The sequence below is a fragment of the Micromonospora sp. CB01531 genome, from assembly GCF_001905095.1.
Lineage (GTDB): Bacteria > Actinomycetota > Actinomycetes > Mycobacteriales > Micromonosporaceae > Micromonospora.
Genome location: NZ_LWLS01000094.1, coordinates 283075 through 289696, shown reverse-complemented (window position 1 = coordinate 289696; position 6622 = coordinate 283075). Strand labels below are relative to the sequence as shown.

At 72.5% G+C, this 6622-nt stretch carries 6 protein-coding genes; 5 read left to right on the top strand and 1 reads right to left on the bottom strand.

The genetic code is table 11. The features are described 5' to 3' along the window. Positions 1 to 26: 26 nt before the first annotated feature. Positions 27 to 1073, bottom strand: coding sequence for a hypothetical protein (locus A6A27_RS29510; RefSeq protein WP_073837893.1), 1047 nt, complete (start codon positions 1071 to 1073; stop codon positions 27 to 29). Between the two features lie 251 nt (positions 1074 to 1324). Between A6A27_RS29510 and A6A27_RS29505 the strand changes: the two genes are divergently transcribed. From A6A27_RS29505 to pstC, 5 genes are all read left to right on the top strand, one after another. Beyond that, positions 1325 to 2038 carry a winged helix-turn-helix transcriptional regulator gene (locus A6A27_RS29505; RefSeq protein ID WP_073837892.1) on the top strand — a complete coding sequence of 238 codons (714 nt, stop codon included), beginning with the start codon at positions 1325 to 1327 and terminating at the stop codon, positions 2036 to 2038. Between the two features lie 171 nt (positions 2039 to 2209). Continuing rightward, entirely contained in the window at positions 2210 to 3055 is an 846-nt protein-coding gene (locus tag A6A27_RS29500) for a polysaccharide deacetylase family protein (protein ID WP_073837922.1), read from the top strand. A 146-nt stretch (positions 3056 to 3201) separates the two neighbouring features. After that, complete coding sequence (gene mshD, locus A6A27_RS29495) at positions 3202 to 4128, top strand: mycothiol synthase (protein WP_073837891.1); 927 nt, start codon at positions 3202 to 3204, stop codon at positions 4126 to 4128. Positions 4129 to 4469: 341 nt separating this feature from the next. Continuing rightward, the gene (gene pstS / locus A6A27_RS29490) at positions 4470 to 5573 is read left to right on the top strand and encodes a phosphate ABC transporter substrate-binding protein PstS (RefSeq protein WP_073837890.1); all 1104 of its coding nucleotides are present in this window, start codon (positions 4470 to 4472) and stop codon (positions 5571 to 5573) included. Positions 5574 to 5617: 44 nt separating this feature from the next. Continuing rightward, positions 5618 to 6622 (top strand): phosphate ABC transporter permease subunit PstC (gene pstC / locus A6A27_RS29485; RefSeq protein WP_241825508.1); only part of this gene is annotated, 1005 nt, incomplete at its 3' end.

Below are 6622 nucleotides of genomic sequence, written 5' to 3'. Positions count from 1 at the left end.
GCGGCCCACGGTAGGGCCATGGATTCTCAGAGGAAGAGCACGCACATGGCGTACGCGGCCGGCGCGGCGAGCGCGAAGCCGCCGAGCGGCCCCTGCATGTGGCGGGCGATCCACATGGTGGGCGGCTCGCCGGCCATCAGCCGGCCCGCCTCGGCGTATCCGACGGCGAGGTCGGCCAGCACGGCGGTTGCCGCCGTGACCAGTCCGACCAGGGCGGCGCTGGTCGGGGTGAAGCCGACCAGGTAGCTGCCGAACACCGCGCTGGTCAGGGTGCCGAGCATGGCGCCCACGACCACGCCGGCGGCCCCCCGGGGCACCTGGGGGGCGAGCCGGGGCCAGGGCGCCACCGCGTCGGTCAGCCGGGCCACCAGGAGCGCGACGCCGGTGGCGGTGAGGCAGACCGTCATCGCCTGGGTGCCCTTCGGGATCCGGCTGAGCACGATCAGGCTGGCGAACGCGACCACGCCCACCACGATCAGCAGGGTGCTGCCGAGCGAGTCGGTCACCCGGACCCGGTCCACCCGGCGGACGAGCTGGCCGAGCACGCCGAGCACGAAGCCACCGGCGGCGGCGTACCCGAGCGGGGCGAGGCCGGCGATCTCCGTCTGCACAGCCGCGGCGTCGGCGACCGCGGCCACCCCGGCGCTGACCAGCGCGACCACCAGCAGCGCGGGCGGGCGCATGGCCATCGTCCAGGCGAGCACGAAGAGCAGTTGGACGCCGAAGATGATGAACGCGAAGGGCATCCGGTGCCCCGGGCCGGCGGTCTGCGCGCCGAGCACCAGGCCGACGCCGAGCAGCGCGGCGAAGCCCGCGACGGTCAGCGCCAGCGGCCGGCGTACCGGGACCGGGGGCACCTCCTCCGCGGCCTCGTCGGCGGACTCGGGGTCCGGGCGCCGCCCCGGGCCGCCCTTGCGGAGCCGGCGAGGGCCCGTCCGCTCGCCCCGCTCCCCGCCGTCGACCGGACCGGTGCGCGGACCCGGCGGGTAGCCACGGGAGGGGCCGGCCGGCCCCGGACGCGTGTCGTCGGCCCACGGGTCACGGCCCGTGTCCGGCGAGGTCGAGGGAAACACGCCCCGATCGTGCCAGACCCGGCGGCTCCGGCGGAGGTCACGGTTTCGGCAACGTTAAAACCTGAGCCGCGATCGCGGGCAGATCGGGCAAACGGGAAATCTTACCGAAGCGTGGACCGGTCGATCCGTTACGCTCAAGCCGTTAGTCGCCCGTCAGCGACGCCGGGACCCACGCAAATTCGCAGCGCCACCCGCTACCGGGAGTGTCGCTGGTCGCGCGCGGCCGACGCCGCCGGGACGGAGGTGATCGTGTGGAGATCCTGCTGCTGGTGACCGCGCGCGCAGGGGAACCATCGGCGGTGCTGCCGGCGCTCGACCTGCTGCCGCACTCGGTCCGGACCGCGCCCCGCGACGTCCGCACGCTGGTGTCCGGTCCGACCCCGGACGCCGTCCTGGTGGACGCCCGTTCCGAGTTGAGCGAGGCCCGTGCGACCTGCCGGATGCTGCACGCCACCGGGCTGGGGGTGCCGCTGGTCGCCGTGGTCACCGAGGCCGGGCTGATCGCGCTCAACGCCGACTGGGGCGTGGACGACGTCATCCTGGCCGGGGCGGGACCGGCCGAGGTGGAGGCCCGGCTGCGGCTCGCGGTCGGCCGGCTCAGCAACGCGACGGCCGGTGCGGGCGGCTCGATCCGGGCCGGCGAGCTCACCATCGACCCGGACACCTACGCGGCCAAGCTCAAGGGTCGCCCGCTCGACCTCACCTACAAGGAGTTCGAACTCCTGAAGTTCCTCGCCCAGCACCCGGGCCGGGTGTTCACCCGCGACCAGCTGCTCCGCGAGGTCTGGGGGTACGACTACTTCGGCGGCACCCGGACGGTCGACGTGCACGTCCGCCGGCTGCGCGCCAAGCTGGGCTCGGAGTACGAGTCGATGATCGGCACCGTACGGCAGGTGGGCTACAAGTTCGTCGTGCCGCCGTCGCGCTCGCTGCCGGAGTCGGAGCCCGCTCCGTTGCCCGCCTGATCGGAAACTCTCCCCTTTCCCCCTTCCGTGAGACTTCCTCCCTTCTGACCCTTTTGCCCCCTTGGCCCGATTTAGTCTGGGCCAAATCGGGGCAAAGGGGGGCACAGTGCGTACGGGGATCAGGGACAAGACGACAAGTCGGCACAGCGAGCCCGACGGGCGGTGCCGCTGATGTCGCCCAAGGCAATCCGCCGGGTCACGACCGTGGCCGTGGTGCTGGCCGCGCTGCTCGGCTCGGCGTTCGCGATCGGCCACAGTCTGATGGCCCAGCTGGAAACCCCGCCCACCGGGGCGGCCGCCAACGTCAACGCCACGCACTACGCCGACCAGCCACCCGTCACCACCCCACCGTCCCCATCGCCGTCCGCCAGCCCGAGCCCGTCCAAGCGGGACCGCCAGCCGGTTGACAGCGACGGGCCGTACGGCGCCATGGTCACCACCGGGTCGTCGCGCGTCGCGCTGACCTTCGACGACGGACCCGACCCGCAGTACACCCCGCAGGTGCTCGCCCTGCTCAGGCAGTACCGGGTGAAGGCCACCTTCTGCGTGGTGGGAGAGAACGTGGACAGCCACCCGGACCTGGTCCAGGCGATCGTGTCGGAGGGGCACACCCTCTGCAACCACTCCTGGAACCACGACGTGAGTCTGGGCGACCGGTCGCCGGAGACGATCCGGGACGACCTGCTGCGGACCGACGCGGCGATCCGGGCGGCCGCACCGAAAGCGCGGGTCGACTACTACCGGCAGCCCGGGGGCGCCTGGACGTCCGGGGTGGTGTCGGTCGCCGAGGACCTGGGCATGGTCCCGCTGCACTGGGCGGTGGACCCGGTGGACTGGCAGATGCCCGGCGCGGCGCAGATCACCGAGACGGTGCTGACCCAGACCGAGCCCGGCTCGATCGTGCTGATGCACGACGCCGGCGGCGACCGGTCGGGCACCGTCGAGGCCCTGCAGTACCTGCTGCCCGAGCTGCTGCGCCGGTTCCAACTGGAGGCTCTGCCCACCGGGACCACGTGAGGATCACCACGGGCCGGTGCCCGCGTCGGGGATGATCAGCGACCCGCCGCCCGCTACCGTGGCGGCATGAGCGAGCGCCAGCGAGCGAATCATCAGCTCAGCGTCGTGGTGCCTCATGCCGACGCCGAGCGCAGCGAGGCGGCGGCATGAGCAGCACCGAGCCGACCGCTGACCGTGTCGTCCGCGCCGACCGGCTGGCGCCGGTCGAGGTGGCCGAGGTGCTGGCACTGGCCCGGGTCGCCGGGGACGCCGACGGCGCCGACCCGTTCGACGAGCACGTGCTGCTCCGGCTGCGGGAGCCGGCGGCGCCCGCCGTGCACCTCACCGCCCGGGCCACCGACAACACCCTGACCGGGTACGCCCACCTCGACACGACCGACCCGGCCAACGGCATCGGGGTGGAGATGGTGGTGCATCCGACGTACCGGCGGCGCGGCACCGGGCGGGCGCTGGCCCGGGGCGTGCTGGCCGCAGCCTCCGGGCCGCTGCGCGCCTGGGCCCACGGCGACCACCCGTCGGCCGCGGCGCTCGCGGTCGACCTGGGCTTCACCCGCGCCCGGGTGCTCTGGCAGCTGTGCCGCCCGCTGGCCGCCGCCCTGCCCGAGCCGGTGCTGCCGGACGGGGTCGAGCTGCGCGCCTTCCGCCCCGGCGAGGACGACGAGGCGTGGCTGGCGGTCAACAACGCCGCCTTCGCCGAGCACCCCGAGCAGGGTCGGTGGACCGCGGCGGACCTGCGGGTACGCCTGGCCGAGCCGTGGTTCGACCCGGCTGGTTTCCTGCTCGCCGTGGAGTCGTCCACCGGCCGGCTGCTCGGCTTCCACTGGACCAAGGTGCACGAGCGGCCCGGCTCGGCCCCGGTCGGCGAGGTCTACGTGCTCGGGGTGTCCCCGGCCGCGCACCGGGGCGGGCTCGGCCGGGCGCTCACCACCGCCGGCCTGGCCTACCTGCGGGACCGGCGCGGGCTGGACCGGGTCATGCTCTATGTGGACGATTCGAACACCAGCGCGGTCGCCCTCTACGAGCGGCTCGGCTTCGCCCGCTGGTCCGGGCACGTCAACTACCAGCTCGGCTGACCGCGTCGCGGCCGACGCCGGCGGCCGGCGCCATGCCCTCGCCGGCCGGCCTCCAGGACCGGACGAGACGCATCACGGGACCATCACGGGGAGGTTCCGGCGCGATCACGCCCCGCCCGACGTATGGCGATAAAGGGGGACACCTCCCCGCCAGTTCATGTAATGGACAACACACACTCAGCTGGCCGTCGTTCCACGGAGCGAGCCTGTTCATCTTCCGTTCACTTCTGACCGGCGAACCGTCTACCTGGCACTTCTAGCTTCATCTTCAGCCGGTCAGCGCCGGCACCCGGCTCCCCGGACCGGGCGACCTGACAAAGACGTGAAGGGAAACCCCTCAGGTGAAGCTCCAGCGCCACGGCGCCATCGCCTGCCTCGCTCTTACCGCGGTGCTCGGCCTGAGCGCCTGCGGCTCGGACAACAACGCGCCGAGCGGCACCTCCGCCTCCGGCTCCGCCGCTGCCGCCGACTGCGCCACGGGCACCCTGAACGCGCAGGGCTCCTCCGCGCAGAAGAACGCGATGGCCGAGTGGATCAAGGCGTACCAGCAGAAGTGCGCGGGCACCACGATCAACTACGAGCCCAGCGGTTCGGGCGCCGGCATCCAGGCCTTCATCGCCGGAACCGCCGACTTCGCCGGTTCCGACTCCGCCCTCAAGCCGGAGGAGCAGCCGCAGGCGGACGCCAAGTGCGTCGGCGGCCAGGCCCTCAACCTGCCGATGGTGATCGGCCCGGTGGCCATCGTCTACAACGTCGGCGGCGTGGACAACCTCCAGCTCAAGCCGGCCACCCTGGCGCAGATCTTCGCCGGCAAGGTGACCAAGTGGGACGACCCGGCGATCAAGGCCGACAACCCGGACGCCAAGCTGCCGTCGACCGCGATCCAGGCGGTGCACCGCTCCGACGAGTCGGGCACCACCGACAACTTCACCAAGTACCTCTCCAAGACCGCTGAGGCGGACTGGACCTTCGGCAACGCCAAGGCCTGGAAGGCCCCGGGCGGCGTCGGCGCGGCCAAGTCCGACGGTGTGGCCAGCAAGGTCAAGAGCACCGAGGGCACCATCAGCTACGTCGAGTGGTCGTACGCCGAGAACTCCGGCCTGAAGAAGGCGAAGGTCCAGAACGGTGCCGGCGAGTGGGCCGAGCTCACCGCCGACTCGGCCGGCAAGGCCATCGCCGGGGCCAAGATCGAGGGCCAGGGCAACGACCTCAAGATGTCGATCGACTACAACACCAAGGAGGCCGGGGCGTACCCGATCGTCCTGGTGACCTACGAGATCGTCTGCAGCAAGGGCCTCGCGGCCGACAAGCTGCCGCTGGTCAAGGGCCTGCTGACCCACGCGGCCAGCGCCGAGGGCCAGCAGGACCTAGTCGAGCTGGGCTACGCCCCGCTGCCGGACTCAGTCCGCGCCAAGGTCGAGACCGCGGTCAAGAGCCTCGCCTGACGCTCTGACCGACACCACCTTCTCCATACGAAGCGAGCGAGCAGATGGGTGATACCCCTCACCGCTCGGCGCACGCCGGCACCGGCGGGACCCGCGTGGCCACGAGCCACGAGGGGCCTGCCGGTGCCTCGGCGCGTGTGGCCGAGACCTCCGGCATCCCCGGTAACAGCGAACCCGGCCTGGGCGGTGGCGGGGCGCTGCCCCGGGCCCGGGCCTTCGGCGCGGAACGGGCGTTCCGTGGCTTGACCCTGGCCGCCGGCACCGCCGTCCTGGTCGTCATCGCGGCGATCGCGATCTTCCTGATCGCCAAGGCCGTGCCGGCGCTGCGGGCGAACACCGAGTCCTTCTGGACCTTCGAGGGCTGGTTCCCGAACGACAACCCGCCGAAGTTCGGCATCGGGGCGCTCGCCTTCGGCACCGTGCTCACCGCGCTGCTCGCGCTGCTCATGGCAGTGCCGGTCGCGCTGGGCATCGCCCTCTACCTCTCGCACTACGCCCCCCGCCGGCTCGGCAACGGCCTCGGCTTCCTGATCGACCTGCTGGCTGCCGTGCCGAGCGTGGTGTTCGGGCTCTGGGGCCGGGACTACTTCGCCCAGCCGGTCGCCGACCTGTCGGCCTGGCTCAACCGCTACTTCGGCTGGATCCCGATCTTCGGCGACGGCCCGTACGGCAGCTCGGTCCTGCTCGGCTCGGTGGTGCTGGCGATCATGGTGCTGCCGATCATCACCTCGCTCTCCCGCGAGGTCTTCCGGCAGACCCCGACGGCGAACGAGGAGGCCGCCCTCGCCCTGGGCGCCACCCGCTGGGAGATGGTCCGGACCGCCGTCCTCCCGTACGGCCGGCCGGGCGTGATCGCCGCCGTGATGCTCGGCCTGGGCCGCGCGCTCGGCGAGACCATCGCCCTGGCGCTGACCCTCGGCTCGACGTACGCCATCTCGTTCAACATCCTGCAGAGCGGCGGCAACTCCATCGCCGCGAACATCGCGAACCGGTTCGCCGAGGCGAACGACACCGGTCGGGGCGCGCTGATCGCCTCCGGCCTGGTGCTC